The sequence below is a fragment of the Paenibacillus sp. B01 genome, from assembly GCF_009649995.1.
GTDB lineage: Bacteria > Bacillota > Bacilli > Paenibacillales > Paenibacillaceae > Paenibacillus_O > Paenibacillus_O pasadenensis.
Window position 1 is genome coordinate 419573 of sequence record NZ_CP045802.1, and the last position, 14939, is coordinate 434511.

At 69.1% G+C, this 14939-nt stretch carries 13 protein-coding genes; 9 read left to right on the forward strand and 4 right to left on the reverse strand.

Annotated features, from left to right (window positions below; genetic code table 11):
- Positions 1–182: 182 nt before the first annotated feature.
- The 5 genes from GE073_RS01920 (at position 183) to GE073_RS01940 (ending at position 5491) form a co-directional block, all read left to right on the forward strand.
- Positions 183–869, forward strand: coding sequence for a response regulator transcription factor (locus GE073_RS01920; protein ID WP_028599369.1), 687 nt, complete (start codon positions 183–185; stop codon positions 867–869).
- Entirely contained in the window at positions 866–2551 is a 1686-nt protein-coding gene (locus tag GE073_RS01925; RefSeq protein WP_153782638.1) for a sensor histidine kinase, read from the forward strand. The genes GE073_RS01920 and GE073_RS01925 overlap by 4 nt, the downstream gene beginning before the upstream one ends.
- Positions 2552–2771: 220 nt before the next feature.
- The gene (locus GE073_RS01930) at positions 2772–3044 is read left to right on the forward strand and encodes a hypothetical protein (RefSeq protein WP_153782639.1); all 273 of its coding nucleotides are present in this window, start codon (positions 2772–2774) and stop codon (positions 3042–3044) included.
- Between the two features lie 94 nt (positions 3045–3138).
- Positions 3139–3789, forward strand: a complete 651-nt coding sequence (locus tag GE073_RS01935; protein WP_194843241.1) for a PH domain-containing protein — start codon at positions 3139–3141, stop codon at positions 3787–3789.
- Positions 3779–5491, forward strand: coding sequence for a PH domain-containing protein (locus GE073_RS01940; protein ID WP_153782642.1), 1713 nt, complete (start codon positions 3779–3781; stop codon positions 5489–5491). Before GE073_RS01935 ends, GE073_RS01940 begins: the two co-directional genes overlap by 11 nt.
- 134 nt (positions 5492–5625) lie before the next feature.
- Here GE073_RS01940 and GE073_RS25225 read toward each other — a convergent pair whose 3' ends face one another.
- Together GE073_RS25225 and GE073_RS01950 are read right to left on the reverse strand one after the other, a co-directional pair.
- Entirely contained in the window at positions 5626–7170 is a 1545-nt protein-coding gene (locus tag GE073_RS25225) for a kanamycin nucleotidyltransferase C-terminal domain-containing protein (protein WP_228551232.1), read from the reverse strand.
- 173 nt (positions 7171–7343) lie between these two features.
- The gene (locus GE073_RS01950; protein WP_153782643.1) at positions 7344–9182 is read right to left on the reverse strand and encodes an ABC transporter substrate-binding protein; all 1839 of its coding nucleotides are present in this window, start codon (positions 9180–9182) and stop codon (positions 7344–7346) included.
- Between the two features lie 126 nt (positions 9183–9308).
- Here GE073_RS01950 and GE073_RS01955 point away from each other — a divergent pair, with 126 nt between their 5' ends.
- From GE073_RS01955 to GE073_RS01965, 3 genes are all read left to right on the forward strand, one after another.
- Entirely contained in the window at positions 9309–9485 is a 177-nt protein-coding gene (locus GE073_RS01955; protein ID WP_153782644.1) for a hypothetical protein, read from the forward strand.
- Complete coding sequence (locus tag GE073_RS01960) at positions 9460–9648, forward strand: hypothetical protein (protein ID WP_146000487.1); 189 nt, start codon at positions 9460–9462, stop codon at positions 9646–9648. Before GE073_RS01955 ends, GE073_RS01960 begins: the two co-directional genes overlap by 26 nt.
- Before the next feature lie 349 nt (positions 9649–9997).
- The gene (locus GE073_RS01965) at positions 9998–11206 is read left to right on the forward strand and encodes a S8 family peptidase (protein WP_052333351.1); all 1209 of its coding nucleotides are present in this window, start codon (positions 9998–10000) and stop codon (positions 11204–11206) included.
- A gap of 147 nt (positions 11207–11353) precedes the next feature.
- Here GE073_RS01965 and GE073_RS01970 read toward each other — a convergent pair whose 3' ends face one another.
- On the reverse strand, positions 11354–12649 hold the full coding sequence (locus tag GE073_RS01970) for an MDR family MFS transporter (RefSeq protein ID WP_153782645.1): 1296 nt from the start codon (positions 12647–12649) through the stop codon (positions 11354–11356).
- A gap of 148 nt (positions 12650–12797) precedes the next feature.
- On the opposite strand from GE073_RS01970, the gene GE073_RS25900 reads away from it, so the two are divergent.
- Positions 12798–13475, forward strand: coding sequence for a helix-turn-helix transcriptional regulator (locus GE073_RS25900; protein ID WP_028599376.1), 678 nt, complete (start codon positions 12798–12800; stop codon positions 13473–13475).
- A 204-nt stretch (positions 13476–13679) separates the two neighbouring features.
- On the opposite strand, the gene GE073_RS01980 is transcribed toward GE073_RS25900, so the two are convergent.
- Positions 13680–14933, reverse strand: a complete 1254-nt coding sequence (locus GE073_RS01980) for a mannitol-1-phosphate 5-dehydrogenase (RefSeq protein WP_194843242.1) — start codon at positions 14931–14933, stop codon at positions 13680–13682.
- Positions 14934–14939: the final 6 nt, after the last annotated feature.

Consider the following 14939-nt stretch of genomic DNA (forward strand, 5'->3'; position numbering starts at 1 on the left):
AGTCGGGAAGCCATCTTGCCGGAGACGAACCCCGTCTCCGGCTTTTTATCCTGCCGGCGGCCCCATCGGCGCTGCCGGCGGCCTCATCCCTGCCGATCCGTTTGCTTTCGCCCCCCGGCATGAGGCATGATACGGACAGAGAAGCCCGGCCCGCAGCGGCAGGGGACGAAGGAGAGGACAACATGCGGATCCATGTGCTCGTCGCCGACGACGATCCCCATATCCGCGAGCTGCTGAGGCTCGTGCTGACGAGGGAGGGCTACGCGGTCGCCGAGGCGGCGGACGGCGAGCAGGCGGCTGCCGTGCTGGAGCGGGAGCAGGTTCATCTGGCCGTCGTCGACGTCATGATGCCCCATAAGGACGGGCTGCAGCTGACGGAGGAGATCCGCCGGCACTACGACCTGCCGGTCATCCTGCTGACGGCGAAGGGCGAGATGGCCGACAAGGAAAAGGGCTACTCGGCCGGCACCGACGACTATCTCGTCAAGCCGTTCGAGCCGCAGGAGCTGCTGTTCCGCATCCGGGCGCTGCTGCGCCGCTACCGGATCGCCAGCTCCGAGACGATCGCGCTCGGGCGGGTCGTCATCGACCGCCAGAGCTACGAGGTGACGGCGGGCCGCGAGACGCTCACGCTGCCGCTCCGCGAATTCCAGCTGCTCTCGCAGCTGGCGAGCCAGCCGGGGCGCATCCATACGCGGGAGCAGCTGATTTCGCTCATCTGGGGCGCCGACTACGAAGGCGACAGCCGCACGGTCGACGTCCATATCAAGCGGCTGCGGGAGCGCTTCGAGGCGTACCGCGACGATTTTACGATCGTCACGATCCGCGGGCTCGGCTACAAGCTCGAGCCGGGAGGACGCCGCGGATGAGGACGCTCTACTTCCGCATCGTGTTCATCTTCGTGCTGATCGCGCTCGCGAGCGGCCTCGGCGGCCTCGCCGTGACGAGCTTCTATTATGAAGCGAAGCTCAAGTCGGGCAGCGAGCACGCGATGGAGGAGGCGTCACGGCAGGTGCGCGAGCTCGACGCGCTTGCCGGAGCGGAGCGCAGGGAGCAGACGCTGCAGGCGGTGTCCGGCCTCAGCTACCAGCTTTACGTCGTGCGGCCTGACGGCTCGGCGCAGACGTACGGAGCGGCTTTTCGGCACGGCTTCCTCCCCCCGGAGAAGGCTGTGCGCGAGGTGCGGTCCGGCGGCATCTACCCCGGCATGACCGAGGAGGACCGGCGGTTCAAGCTGCTGGCCTATTTTGAAAACAGCCCTCGGAACACATACGGCTTCCCGCTGCCCCGCCCGGACGGCGGCATCGATGCCGTCTTCATCCGTCCGGATCTGGAAAGCCAGATCGGCGAGGTGCGGATCATCCTCGCCGTGCTGCTCGCCAGCACGTTCGGCCTCAGCCTGCTGCTCATCGCGGCGCTGAGCCGACTGATTGTCGCGCCGGTGAAGCGGCTCACCCGCGCGGTCCAGCGGATGGCGGCCGGCGACTATGACGTGCGCGTCGACACCGCCCGCCGCGACGAGATCGGCGAGCTCGGGCGGCGGTTCACCGCGATGGCCGGCGCGGTGCGCCAGCTCGACCGGATGCGCCAGGAGTTCGTCGCCAACGTCTCGCATGAGTTCCAGTCGCCGCTGACGTCGATCCGCGGCTTCATCCGCACGCTGCTGGACGGCGCGGCGGCCGCGCGGGACGAGGAGGCGCGCCGCTATCTGACGATCATCGACGAGGAGAGCCGCCGTCTCAGCTCGATGAGCCGCCAGCTGCTGCTGCTCGCCGACGTGGACCGGCCGGACCGGGCGCTCGACAGGCGCTCGTTCCGGCTGGACGAGCAGCTGCGCCAGGCGATCCTGCTGCTCGAATGGCAGTGGACCTTCAAGGAGCTGGAGCTCGATTTGGAGCTGCCGGAGCGGACAGTTTTCGCGGACGAAGGGCTGCTCTACGAAATCTGGCTGAACCTGCTCGGCAATGCGATCAAGTTCAGTCCGCAGGGCGGCGTCATCGGCGTCTCGCTGCGCGTCCTGGAGAACGGGCGGGACGGAAGCGCCGACATGGATCATCCGCTCGCGGAGGGGACGGGGCGGCCGGCAGGACGCTCGCAGGAGCGCCGGGACAACCGGAAGGCGACCGCCGGCCGCTGGCTCGAGGTCGTCATCGCGGACGAAGGGCCGGGCATCCCGCCGGAGGAGCTGCCGCACATCTTCGAGCGGTTCCACAAGGCCGACCGGGCGCGCACCTGGCAGGCCGGCGGCATGACGGAGCATTCATCCGCCGGCCCGCATCGGGAGGGCTTCGCGCCGGAGGACTCGTCCGCAGGCGTCCTCGCGGAAGGCGGCGGCGCGCCTCGGCGAGATCTCCGGCCGCTGTCTCCGGGAGGCGGGCAGGCATCGCCGCCGTCGGGCGCGGGCAGCGGGCTCGGCTTGTCGATCGCGCAGCGCATCGCCCGTCTGCACGGCGGAGACATCGAGGCGCTGTCGGAGCCGGGCCAGGGAGCGGCGTTCCGTGTGACGCTGCCGGAAGGCGGCGCGCAGGGCCGGGAGGGAGGCGGAGCGTGAAGGAAGCGGGCGCGGCCGCTCCGCGGCAAGCCGGATGGGAGGGGCGAGGTCCCCGCTCCTCCGGCTTTTTCGCTTGCGGCCGGAGCGGCTGCCGAAAGCGCCTTCGTCTGTGGTATGCTGGGGGGAGCCGCGCCTCGGGCGCCAAGAATAATCAAGCAGAAAGAGGGAGAGCGATATCGAACGGAAGCAGAAGTCCCGCCTCAACGCCGTATCGGCCGTCGTGCTGGGGCTGCTCGGGCTTGCGCTTGCCGCGCTGTGGATGGACCATGTGCATCGGGATGGACGCCAGGAAGCCGTTACGGTCCTGAAGGCGATTGAAGGAGAAGAGCTGGTGTTCGCATCGGAGGACGGCGAGGACCTGCGAGCCGAGGCGCCGCAGCTGCTGCTGCCGCTGCTGGAGGTCGGACGGGAATATCGCATCGTCGTCGACCGGAACCGATTCCGCCATGCGGTGCTTCAGAAGATCGAGCCTCACGACGCTTCGTCGAAATAGCGGACGCTCCTCCCGATCGCGGCAACGCTGCGGCCGTCCGGCGCGTATGAAGCGGGTGAAGCGAGGACGGACATCAATCAGGAGGGGTGCGGACATGGAGCAGGATCAACGACAGCCGGAGCGCTCGATCGTCACGGGCGGAGCGGCACCGGCGCCGGAGCCGATGAGCGCCGCTGCCGGACAAGCGCAAGAGCGACCGGACGGCGAGGCGGGAGCCGGTGGAGGAGGGCAGGTGGAGCGGCCATTCGCGACGGACGGGGAACCGTCCTCCAGCGAGCCGCTGCGTCCGCTCGATCTGCGGGTCATCCGCGCCCGCCGGCTGGAGGGGGCGGTCACGAGCGGCGTATATGCCGCCGTCGTGCTGGCGCTGGCTCTTCTGAGCGCCCGGTTCGGCTGGCCGTGGTGGATTGCGGCCGGCGCCGGAGCGCTCGCGCTGGCCGGGGCGGCGCTGGAGCTGCTGTGGCTGCCGAGGCTGCTGCATCGCAGCTGGGGCTACCTCGTGCGGGAGCATGAGATCGAGCTGGCCCATGGCTTCATCGTCCGCAAGCGCACGCTTGTCCCGGTCGCGCGTATCCAGCATATCGACACGAAGCAAGGCCCGATCCAGAAGCGCTGCGGCATCGCGACGCTGACGATGGCGACGGCGGCCGGCAGCCACGCCATCCCCGGCTTGCCGGAGGAGCAGGCCGAGGCGATGCGGAGCCGGCTGGCGGAGCTGACGAGGAGGGCCGACGATGAGATCTGAGGCCGCCTCCGCAGAGCTGCGGCGCGTGCATCCCGCCTCCATGCTGTTTTTCCTGGCGAAGGGAGTCAAGGAAATGTACGGCATGCTGCCGCTGCTGCCGCTGCTTGTGCTGTGGGTGCCGAGAGCGACGGGGCTGGATGTGAGCCGGGTCGGCCTGGGAGCGCTGCTCGGGGGCGTCGGGCTGTCCGCGCTGCTCGCCGCCGCCTGGCTGCGCTGGAGGCGCTTCGGCTACGCCGCGGAGGCGGGTGCGATCCGCATCGAGCAGGGCGTATGGAGCCGCCGTACGATCTGGATCCAGCGCGAGCGCATTCAGTCCGTCGACACGAGGCAAAATCTCGCCGAGCGCGCGCTCGGCCTCGTCCAGCTCCGCATCGAGACGGCTGGGGGCGGCGAGAAGGCCGAAGCCGTGCTGCCGTCGCTATCCGCCGCCGAGGCGGCACGGCTGCAGCGGCTGCTCGGCTTCGCGGAGGCCGGAGCGGCCGAGCCGGAGGAGTCTGCCGCCGGCGTGGGCGCGGGGGCTGAAGCCGTGCGGCAAGCCGCCGCGCCCGAAGCGAGGAGAGACATAGGCGCCGATGGGCTCGAGCGCGAAGCCGGCGCTGTCCTGGCTGCGTCTGACGCGGCGCGGCAACCGGAGCCGACGTTCGACGCGGCAGCTTCGGCAGCTTCGGCGGCAGCAGCGGCTTCGGCGGCAGGCAGGCGGACCGAGCTGACGGTCGGCCAGCGAAAGATCCGGCCGGGCGACCTGCTCGGCTACGCGCTCACCTCGTACCGGACCGGCCTCGTCTTTCTGTTGCTGGCCGGACTGCTTTCGCGCGCGGCGGACAGCGGCTGGCTTCGGAGGCTGGACGTGCAGGCCGAGCTGGAGCAGTTGTTCGGGGATTATGTCCTCGCGGTCGCGGGCCTGCTGCTGCTGCTCGCCGCCTGGCTGCTGACCGCGCTGCAGCTCCTTAATGCGAACTGGGGCTTCCGGCTCGAGCGCCGCGGGCGCAAGCTGCATGTCGAGCGCGGCCTGCTGGAGAAGAAGCGGCAGACGATTGACATCGCCCGCATCCAGGCGCTGGAGCTCGCCCAGCCGCTGCTGCATCGGCCGCTCGGCTGGATGGCGGTGCGTGCCTTCATCGCCGGCAACGCCGAGGAGAAAGAGCGCCATCTGCTGCTCTTTCCGGTGCTGAAGCGTGCGGAGGCGGAGGCGTTCTTGCGGGAGTTTGCTCCGGCGTTCGTCCTGCCGGCGGACTGGAGCCGGCTCGAGCGCTCCGCCTGGACGGCCTACGCGGGCTGGCCGGCGCTCGCCAGCCTGCTGCCGGCAGCGGCCGGGTGGATCTGGATCCCGGAGCCGTACCGCTGGCTGGCCGCGCTGCTTCCAGCGGCCGTGCTCGCGTACGGCCTGCTGGAGCACCGCCACGCGGCTTGGGCGCTGGAGGCGGGCCAGCTGTCGCTGCGCCGCGGCGCGCTCATCCGCTCCGAGCTGCTGCTGCCGGGCAGGCGCATCCAGTGGCATCGGATGAGCCTTTCCCCTATGCAGAGGCGCCGAGGCCGAGCGAGCTTGTCGGTCAGCATCGCGACCGGCAAGGGCGCCCGCTCGTTCCGGCTGTGTCACGCCCCGGCCGCAGCGGTGGAGCGGCTGCTGCGCCAGCTGAGCTGGCGGCCGGGGCGCGGGAGCGGATCGCCTGCCGCTGTGCGATCCGCGCCGCAGTCGGAGTAACGCCCGCATATGTGGTAAATATGCCACTGATGCACGCCGGAGTCGGGGAAACGCCCGCCCAGTTAATCAAGTCCACTCTAAAAAAACTTGCCTGACCGGATCCTCTGTCCGTGTCAGGCAAGTTTTTTTGCGGTTCAGCGCGGCATCGCCGGAACGGGCGTCGCTGCGCCGCGCTCCCAGTCGCCTCGCAGCAGGCCGTAGCCGAACGAATCGTATAGCCGGCCCTTCTGCGGCCAGCTTTGGCGGTGACAGCTCTCCAGCACGAACAGCGTGCCGCGAAACGCCGCCTGCATCCCGGCATTGTCGGTCCGCGTGTGGCCTTCGATGCGGATCGCCGACGGGAATTCCCGGAACACATAGTCCGCCATCCAGCGCAGCGTGGAGCGAGCCGCTCCCTGGCGGCGATACGCCTGGCGGATGCGCAGGTCGAACAGCAGGGTCGGGTCCTGCGTGTCCATGATCTTGAGGAGGCCGGCTTTGGCGCCGGCGGCGTCCTCGATCCAGAACGTCCTCGTTTCATCCCCGTGATAAGCCCCGTCGTCGAAAGCCTTGCGAATCGTCTCGGCCTCCGGCCGCACGATGCCGTGATAAGGCCAGGGCTCGCCCGTCAGCAGCGCGGCGAGCGCTTCGCGCTCCTCCGCCGACGTGCCGACCGGAGTCCAAGACCAGCCGGCGCCGTCCATCTCGCCGATCGGACCGGCAAACTCGCCCGCACTCGATTCGCGCTTGTCGCCGTCGCACCCGTCAGCCCGCTCGCCGTCGCACCCGTCAGCCCGCTCGCCGTCGCTCTCGTCAGCCCGCTCGCCGTCGCTCTCGTCAGCCCGCTCGCCGTCGCTCTCGTCAGCCCGCTCGCCGTCGCTCTCGTCAGCCTGCTCGCCGCCGCACCCGCCCGCCTGCTCGTCATCGCTCCCGTCCATCTCTGCCGCCGCATCCCGCCTATACTCCAGCCCCAGCTCCTCGAACCAGCGGTTCAGGCCGGACCACAGCCGCTCGCACGCGGCGTGCAGCTCGTCCGCATGCTGCAGCCGGCCGGACTCGCTCAGCGCCGCCAGCTCCGCGAAGCCGTCCGGCTGCGAGGGCAGGGCGGCCGCCTCCCGCAGCGTGCGGACGCGCGTCGTGAACGGCCGGCGGTTCGCCAGCCCGATCAGCTTGGCCGCCTGCCACGTCAGGTCCATCGCCGCCCGCGGCAGATGGCCGTTCTCGCCGCTTGCCCGGAGGTTGCGGATCTTGCCCATCGTCTCGTACGGCTCCCACACCATGAACTCGCGCATGACGCCGCGAAAAGCCTGCTCGCTCCCGTCCAGCGCCGCCTGCGCGCCGAGCGCGAACAGCCCTTTCGGATCGTGGAGCGGCAGCACATGCGTGAAGCTGCCCGCCCAGATCGGCCAGCCGTCGTCGACGCGCGCGGCGCGGGCCAGATAGCCGGCGCGGGTCCGGCAGCTCAGCTCGAGCTTGAACGGCAGCTCCACGAATTCGTCGCCAGGCAACGGCTCCGCTCCGCCCGGCGCGACGACATGCAGCTCGAGATCGGAGCAGGGCTGGTCGGTGCCGCGGGCGACGGAGCCGTACAGGCCGATCGCGAGGATGCGGCCGGGATGCTCGGCGAGCAGCCGGTCCTTGACGCGATGGGCGTAGGCGAGCTTCTGCTCGCGGGTCGTGGCGGCGGGATAGGGCAGCATGGAAAGATCCTCCTTGGCGGTCGTTTCGTCCATCCCTAAGTATACCTGCCCAAGGCGGGCCGGATGCGGTCAAGAACGGCTGAAGCCGATCTTCCCCGGCCACGACGCCGGCGCAGCAAAAAAAGCCGCTCCGGCGTCGTGGCCGGGGCGGCGAGGGCGGAGCGTCGGCAGCTCTAAGGGCGCAGCTCCGAAGCGGTCAGCTCGGGCGCGGCGAGGCCGTTCTCCAGCCAGACGTTCTTGAAGTCGACCCAGCCGAGCCGGTTGAGGCGGACGCCATGCACGGACGGATGGAGGTAGGTGCTGAGCTGCTGATGGTGGAGGAAAATGAGCGAGCCGTCGTCGCGCAGCTGCTCCTCGACCTGCCTCATGATCTGGCGGCGGCCTACCGCGTCCGGCGTCGCCAGGGCGGCATCGATCCGTCCCCGGATCCAGCTTCGGGTATCGTCGGTCAGATAGTTCCCGAGGATGCAGTCGCCATGCTCGTAAGCCTCGATCTCGCATACCTCGTCCTCGGCGATGACGATGCACCAGACCGTCAGATCGGCCTCGCGAAAGCCGTGTTTGGATGTGATCGCCTCCAGCTTCGTCTCCACCCGGATGCCCCACTCGGCGAGCTTGCGCGCGGCCCAGTCGACTTCGTCCTTGTACTTGGCTACGGTCGTCAAGCGGATCGGCGTGCCGTCGTATTCCGCTTCGCGCAGCGCCGCGCGAAGTCGGTCCGGCCGCGGCGGCTCGGGGGAGCGCAGCGCGCTCGTTTCCGGCAGGAAGCCGTAGGCGGGCAAGACGCTCTTGTCCTTGAGCTCGTCGAGCAGCTCGGACGGATCGAGGATCATGCGCACGGCCCGCCGGAACGCCTCGGACTGATGCGGACCGGGCTTGTTCATGTTCCAGCCGAGCATGGCGCAGCCATGGTTGACGTTGTGGATGGACGACCATCCCTCCGACGGGGGAGCCGTCTCGGGCTCGTTGAAGAAGCCGTCGCGGATGCGCAGCAGTCCGGGAACGCTCGGCGCGACCTTGACCGGCTGGCAGCCCTCGGGCAGGACGACCATATCGACGGCGTCCAGATAGGGGCGGCCGCCATAATACGGCTCATGGGCGCCGAGCTCCAGGCCGCAGGAGGTGTGCTTGAGCAGCCGGAACGGACCGGTGCCGATCGGCCGGCGCCAAAATTCCTCCTCGGGCAGGCCGCGCAGCCCTTCCGGCAGCAGCGAGGCGGCGCCGGCGCAGACGAAGCGGTCGAAGATGAAGTTCGGCTGATGCAGATGGAAGCGTACGACATGGGTGCCGACCGCCTCTACGCTCCGGACGCTGCGCATGAGCCAGCGATTGGGGCCGTGGCGCAGCCGCTCGAAGGTGAAGGCGACATCGCGCGAGGTCAGATCGGCGCCGTCGTGGAACAGCACGCCCTTGCGCAGGAAGAAGGTCCATACGGTTCCTTCGCCGTTCACGCTCCAATGATGCGCGGCGGCGGGGACGATCCGCTCGCTCTCCTCGCTGTACTGGAGCAGCCGGTCGTACAGCTGGCGCATCACATGCGCGTCCAGCGCATAGTTGAGCTGGGAAGGATCGAAGGTGCGCACGCCGTACAGCAGCGGGAAGCGCAGCGTGTCGCGAGACGGCTGGCCTTGCTGCTGCTCCTTGCGGTAGCCGAACCGCCCGTCGAGCCATTCGAGAAACCGCTCCTTCGCGGAGGTGCCTCCGGCATGCCGGCCGATCAGCTCGAAGGCGGCCGGGTAATTGCCCGCCTCGGCTTCCGCCTGGAGAAGCTCCATCAGGTACGGCTCCTTCGGGCGGAGAAAGACGATCCGCGAGCGATGGCCGCGTCCGCGTCCCGGCAGCCACTCGATCAGTCCCTCCTCCTGCATCCGGCGGAGGATGAGCTTGGCGTTGCGCGGCGTGCAGAACAGCGCGGCGGCGATGCCGTCCAGCGTCGCCTCGACGGGCGAGCCTTCTGCCGCAACGCCCGAAAACCGCTCCAGCAGGGACAAGTAGCGTTCGGCTGCATACATTGGGGTTGGCCTCCTTCTGGCTGGAAAATGGCAAAAGAGGAAAAGAGTCGAAGCGATTATACGCTTTTTAGCCCCTTTTGCCTAGCGCATACTTGGTTCAGAACGAAACGAACGGGAGATGAGCGCATGTTGGAGGATCAATATGTGTCGGAGAAGCTGGAACAGTTCCGCCAGGAGGAGCGCCGGAACGTCAGCGGCAAGGGAGCGCTGCTTGGCAAGCTCGGCGCGAGGGCGTTCAGACGATGGAGCCGGATCAATCGGACGGGAGATGAGGAGCATGATGGAGGATCAATACTTGGCTGAGAAGCTGGAGCAGTTCCGGCAGGAGAAGTACAGGAGGATGGAGCGGCAGGGACGATGGCGTCTGGAGCTGGAAAAGGACGAAGCGCCGGCTGGCCGATCGGGACGCTCCCGGCTCGGCCGAGCGCTTGCCGCGATCGCCTCGCTGCTGGCAATGCGCCGCTGATGCGGCGCTTGGCGGCGCCGACCGAGCTTGATTGATCTCGATCAGCGCCCTAGGCGCAGCTGAAAAGGGATAAAAGAGGAAAAGCGCGCCTGCGGACCGACTCCTTTTGCTTCGCGCGCGGCGAGCGTCCCGTGAGAGCGTCCCGTGCGGGCTTCGAGCCGGGCGAAGGAGCGCTTTGCCAGGAGCGAGGGCGGTGGAACGAAGCGGCGTAACGAAGGTCCGCCCAGCCGCTCCTTGTCGGCCCGAGCCCTTTTCCGATCGTCCGCCTCGCCCGTCCAAGCCATCTGCGAGACCCCCCCATAGAGTAGTAGAGCAGCGACAAGCTGCGAGCGACAAGGGGGCGGTTCGCATGATGGATTGGCAATGGCTGCCCGCCGTGCTGCTGCTGCCTGCCGCGGCCGGCGTCTGGTGGATGGCCGGACAGGCCGGGGCTTGGCTGGCGGAGCGGAGCATGCCGGAGCATGAGCCGGGCGAGATGCTGGTGAAGTTCGCCGAAGGGCTTGCTGCGGAGGGCAGGCACCGCATCCACCGCCGCTGCGGCTGCGAGGCGGTCGAGGAGCTTGGACGGACAGGCTTGCATGTCGTCCGCTCCGTCCGCGGCCGAGCGAGCGCGCGCAAGCTCAAGGCGCTGTACGAGCGGCATCCCGGCGTGGAGTTCGCGGAGCCGAACTACGTGTACCGGACATGCCTCGTGCCCGGCGATCCCTACTACAGCCTGCAGCACGGGCCGAAGCAGATCGGCGCGGAGCGGGCCTGGGAGAAGACGCGGGGCGACCGCAGGATCATCATCGCCGTGCTCGACACCGGCATCGACTCGTCGCATCCGGATCTGGCGGATAAAGTGCTGCCGGGAAAGGACTTCGTCGATCCGGCCGGTACGGGCGAGGACGGCAACGGCCACGGCACGCATGTGGCCGGCATCGCCGCGGCGGAGGCGGACAACGGCATCGGCATCGCCGGCATCGCGCCGGGCGTCTCGCTGCTGCCGGTGCGCGTGCTGGACGCCGCCGGCAACGGGACGCTGCGGCGCATCGCCGCCGGCATCCGCTATGCCGCGGATCAAGGCGCGCATGTCATCAACCTGAGCCTCGGCGGTCCGGCGAGATCGTCGGCGCTGCGGGCGGCGATCCGCTACGCGGTAGCCAAGGGCGCCGTCGTCGTCGCCGCGGCGGGCAACACGGGCTCGTCCGATCCGGTCTATCCCGGCGCCTACGACGAGGTGATCGCCGTCGGCTCGGTCGATCCGCAGGATCTGCCATCGGCGTTTTCCGCGTACGGGCCCTGGGTGGAGCTTGCGGCGCCCGGCGAACGGATCGCGTCCACGTATGCCGGCGGCCGGTACACGTACTTCAGCGGCACCTCGATGGCCGCTCCGCATGTGGCCGGCACGGCCGCGCTGCTGGCGAGCCTCGGCCTCACCGGCGAGCAGATCCGCGCCCGGCTGCTGGAGACGGCCGACCGGTCCGGAGACGGCGGACTGTGCTGGAGCTGTGGCCGCGTCGACGCCGGACAGGCGGTAGCGGGCGGCGGCGAAGGCGGAACGGACGGAGCCGCCTGACCGGCGAGTCTGGCGGGAGCGGCAAAAAGAGCCTTTCGAGTCGAATCGAAAGGCTCTTTGCAATGGGAAGGGGAGGGGCGCATGCCGAGAGCGAAGCGGCAGCCGGCGGCTCCTGTCTGCCCGTCCGGGCGACGCGCGCGAATCCGCTCAGAGCGCCTCGCCCTCCTGCAGCGTCCGGGCAGGCGAGGGGCCGTCATGCTCGTGCAGATCGAACATGATCTTGTAGATGACCGCGGCCGCGAGAGCCAGCAGGGCGAGCGCGCCGAACGTCCAGGGGAAGCCGATCCATCCGCTCAGCGGAATGGAAAGCGGCGCGACGGCGCGCCCGATCGTGAAGCGCAGGCTCGAGGCGGCGAAGTATTGCCCGCGCATGCGCTCCGGCGCGAGCCGGCTGACGAACTGCTGCTGGGGACCTGCGCACAGCAGCTCGCCGAACGAGAACAAGGCGACGATCGCGACGAGTCCCGCGAAGCCGAGCGGCTGGCTGAACAGAGCCATCGCCGCCGCATAGCAGACCGCGCCGCCGATGAAGATCCAGCGGTCCTTCTTGCGCGAGGCCCAGCGGGTTACGGCGACGGTGAACAGCGCGACGAGCAGCCCGTTTTCGGCGACGAGCAGGCCGAACGTCTGCGCGCCGGCAAGCTCGACGGCCGAGCCGCTCCAGAGCGGCGTCGACGGATAGGCCTCCTCCAAATAGACCGGCAGCAGCAGGTCGAGCTGCATGAACGTCTGCGACAGCAGCACGCCGGCCAGGATGAACAGCAGGAACACCCGGTCCGAGCCGATGATGCGGTAGCCCCGGATCTGCGCGGCCAGCGCTTCCTTCCAGGATGCCGGCTGAAGGGCGGCCGGCCCTCCTGCGGGCGGGGCGGCGGCAGGCATCGTCTCGCGCAGCCGCCGCGAGAGCAGCGCGGCCAGCAGGCCGCAAGCGATCGCGCCCGCCGCCGGCAGGATCGTGCTCTGGGCGGCATACAGCAGCGAGCCGAGCAGCGGTCCGACGACGACCGCGATGTTCACCGACGTGTAGAACACGGCGAAGACGGAGGCGCGGTCCTTGACCGGCACGACGTCGGCGACCATCGCCTGGCTGGCCGGCTGGTACAGGCTGATGGAGCCGCTCGCGAGCGCGAAGCCGGCGAACGAGAGCGCCGGCAGGCCCGCCAACCCGCCTGCCGCCAGCAGGCCGTAGCCGAGCGACTGGCCGCAGGCGGCGAGCACCATGATGCGCTTGCGGCCGTAGCGGTCGGTGAAGTAGCCTACGATCAGATTGACGAATACGGCGGCGAGCTGCGACAGCACGAGCAGCAGCCCTGCCGTGCCTTTGCCGAAGGCGCGCGCGAAGTAAATGGCGAGGAAAGGAAAGAACGTCCAGAAGATGACGTTCGTGACAAACTCCCCGCCGAGACGCAGCTTGAGGTTGGCATCCCAGTGGCGGAGCTTCATTTCGGGCACTTCCTTTACGGAATCCTTTATCGATAAGAGAACAGTCAAGGAGCATCGTATCCGGTTTCCTTTGACTTTGTCAACGCTTATCTTTACAATCTAGGAAAGGAGCCGCGCAGGCGGCGAAGAGCGAGGGGAGAGGATACGGATGTCGACGAAAGACAAGCAGCCGGACAGCGCCAGCGCGACCCGGACCCGCAGGCAGATCGTGGATCTCCTGAAGCAGCACGGCCCGCTCGACGCCGCCGCGCTGGCCGGACGCCTCGGCGTCTCCGGCATGGCGGTGCGGCAGCATCTGTACGGACTCGAAAAGGAAGGGATGATCGACCACCGCGAGGAGCCGCGCGCGATGGGCCGCCCGGCCAAGCTGTGGGGACTGACGTCCGAGGCCAACCGGCTGTTCCCAGCCGGCTATGCAGAGCTGACGATCGGCCTCATGGACTCGGTGCGCGAGACGTTCGGCGAGGAGGGGCTGGAGAAGCTGCTCTCCGTCCGCAACGGCAAGCAGATCGCCCACTATTCCTTGTCGGAGGGCGAGGCGGAGCAGGCGCGGGACGGCGGCTCGCTGCTGGAGGAGAAGCTGCGGCGGCTCGCGGAATTCCGCACGGCGGAGGGCTATATGGCCGAGTACGAGCGCGAGCCGGACGGCACGTATGTCTTCACCGAGAAGCATTGCCCGATCTGCGACGCCGCGCAAGCCTGCGCGAGCCTGTGCCGGTATGAGACCGGCATGATTCGCGGCGTGCTTGGCGACGGCGTCGGGGTGGAGCGGACCGAGCATATGCTGAGCGGAGGCCGCCGCTGCGTGTACCGCATTACGCCGTGAGCGCGGGGCAGCCGGGGGCAATAGGGCCCATGCCAAAAAGCTTCTCCATGCAGCCAGCTCGGGCTGCATGGAGAAGCTTTTTGGCTTGATCCGGGCCTCCGTAGGATCGGGGACGGAGCGCCGGTCTGCGGCGCGGCGACGGCTTCGGGTTCCGTGCGTCGTTCGCCGAGGCCGCGGGACGGGCGAGCCGCCGCCTTGGCGCGGTCAACGCCCGAGCCGGTCGTAGGCGTCCGCGACCGACCGCACGAGGCGATGCGAGCGCGGCAGGCCGAGCTTGCGGCTGAGCGCTCCGTCCAGCCCTTCGCGGCGGAGGATGCGCTCCAGCTCGACCGACTCCTCGTCGAGCGGATTGCGGTAGGCGAGCGCGGCCGCGATCGCTTCCTGCAGCGTCGACATCTCCAGGCCGAGCTCGTGGCCGAGCAGCAGGGGGCGGACGAGCCGGTCGCTGCGGTCCAGCTTGCGGCGCGGCGAGCGGGCGATCCGGCTGATCTTGTCGGAGAGCGCCGGATTGGCGAAGCGTTCCAGCGTCTTGTCGATGTAGGCGTCATGCTCGGCCGCGTCGAAGCCGTGGCGGGCGAGCAGCAGCGCGCCCGTCTCCTCCAGGACGGCGCGCGCCTTGGCCCGCACCGGCTCGCTGGCGAGCGCCTCCTGAACGGTGCGGAAGCCGGCCAGGTAGCCGAAGTAGGCGGCGGCGCAGTGGCCGGTGTTGACGGTGAACAGCTTGCGCTCCGTCCACGGGCCGAGATCGCGCACGTACTTGACGCCGCGGATGCGCTGCATCGGCTCGGCTCCGCCCGTCTCCACGACCCACTCGTGGAACGGCTCAACGCGGATCAACAGCGGATCGCGGTTTTTTTGCGCCGGCACGATGCGGTCGATCATCGCGTCGGGGAACGTCAGCTGCCGCTGGGCCTGCTCATGCAGCGCCTCCGGAAGATGCCGGAAGACGAGCCGTCTCAGCTGGCTGCTCGCGCGGATGCCATTCTCGCAGGCGATGATCGGCAGCGGCCGCCCGCCGCTTTTGTCCAGCCGCTTCTCCAGCGCCTTGGCCAGCGCCTTGGCGATGGAGGGCAGGGCGGAGAGGCCGACGGCGGTCGTGATCAGCTCGGCCTCGCCGATCTGGCGGGCCAGCTCCTTGTCGCTGCCGATCGGCACGGCGTTCACCGGGCCGACCGTCTCCCGCTCGCCGCTTTCGCTGGCGTACTCGACGGCGTATTCCTTCTGCTCCCGCAGCAGCCGGATCTGCTCCGGATTGCGGGCGACGAATACGACCTCGTAGCCGGACTTCGCCAGCGTCACGCCGATGAAGCCGCGCCCGATGTTGCCGGCTCCAAAATGTACCGCCTTGGGCCGCGCGGCCGCTTCCTCGCGGCGCGAAGCCGACAAGCCCGCCGGCTCGGCGCCGATCCGTCCGGCTGCCGTCTCCTGGATGGCCGGATTCGGTATGGCTGCACTCAAGATAGA

Bases quoted from the DNA above. Each gene is read 5' to 3' on its own strand.
- GE073_RS01920 (WP_028599369.1), top strand. From the start codon at position 183: ATGCGGATCCATGTGCTCGTCGCCGACGACGATCCCCATATCCGCGAG.
- GE073_RS01925 (WP_153782638.1), top strand. From the start codon at position 866: ATGAGGACGCTCTACTTCCGCATCGTGTTCATCTTCGTGCTGATCGCG.
- GE073_RS01935 (WP_194843241.1), top strand. From the start codon at position 3,139: ATGGAGCAGGATCAACGACAGCCGGAGCGCTCGATCGTCACGGGCGGA.
- GE073_RS01940 (WP_153782642.1), top strand. From the start codon at position 3,779: ATGAGATCTGAGGCCGCCTCCGCAGAGCTGCGGCGCGTGCATCCCGCC.
- GE073_RS25225 (WP_228551232.1), bottom strand. From the start codon at position 7,170: ATGCTGCCCTATCCCGCCGCCACGACCCGCGAGCAGAAGCTCGCCTAC.
- GE073_RS01950 (WP_153782643.1), bottom strand. From the start codon at position 9,182: ATGTATGCAGCCGAACGCTACTTGTCCCTGCTGGAGCGGTTTTCGGGC.
- GE073_RS01955 (WP_153782644.1), top strand. From the start codon at position 9,309: ATGTTGGAGGATCAATATGTGTCGGAGAAGCTGGAACAGTTCCGCCAG.
- GE073_RS01960 (WP_146000487.1), top strand. From the start codon at position 9,460: ATGATGGAGGATCAATACTTGGCTGAGAAGCTGGAGCAGTTCCGGCAG.
- GE073_RS01965 (WP_052333351.1), top strand. From the start codon at position 9,998: ATGATGGATTGGCAATGGCTGCCCGCCGTGCTGCTGCTGCCTGCCGCG.
- GE073_RS01970 (WP_153782645.1), bottom strand. From the start codon at position 12,649: ATGAAGCTCCGCCACTGGGATGCCAACCTCAAGCTGCGTCTCGGCGGG.
- GE073_RS25900 (WP_028599376.1), top strand. From the start codon at position 12,798: ATGTCGACGAAAGACAAGCAGCCGGACAGCGCCAGCGCGACCCGGACC.